Here is a 291-nt window from a genome sequence, read left to right as displayed (position 1 = left end):
GCAAGCGTCGCGCGATGTCACCCGGAGATGCTGCTCGATGCTGGACGAGGCCCGCCTTTCAGCCTCTGATGGTGCTGCGAATTGAATAAAAGCCGGGAGAGGAAACCGAGATGCTGCGACGCGTGCTGCGTCAGCTGACGGCTGCGGCCGCCCTGACATTCGCCGTTCCCGCCGTCGCCGAGGAGCCGCTGCGCTTCGAGGTCGATCCGGCCTGGCCGCAGCGCCTGCCGAACGACTGGATCATGGGCCAGGCGGCGGGTGTCGCGGTCGACGCGCAGGACAATGTCTGGG

At 67.4% G+C, this 291-nt stretch carries 1 protein-coding gene; it reads left to right on the top strand.

The window, feature by feature from the left end; all coding sequences use genetic code 11:
- Positions 1–110 precede the first annotated feature (110 nt).
- Positions 111–291: hypothetical protein (locus KZZ06_RS20360; protein ID WP_219581799.1), on the top strand; the 181-nt coding region annotated here is incomplete at its 3' end.

Source organism: Sulfitobacter sp. CW3, assembly GCF_019392245.1.
GTDB lineage: Bacteria > Pseudomonadota > Alphaproteobacteria > Rhodobacterales > Rhodobacteraceae > Sulfitobacter.
This window is presented reverse-complemented; position numbering and strand designations above follow the sequence as displayed.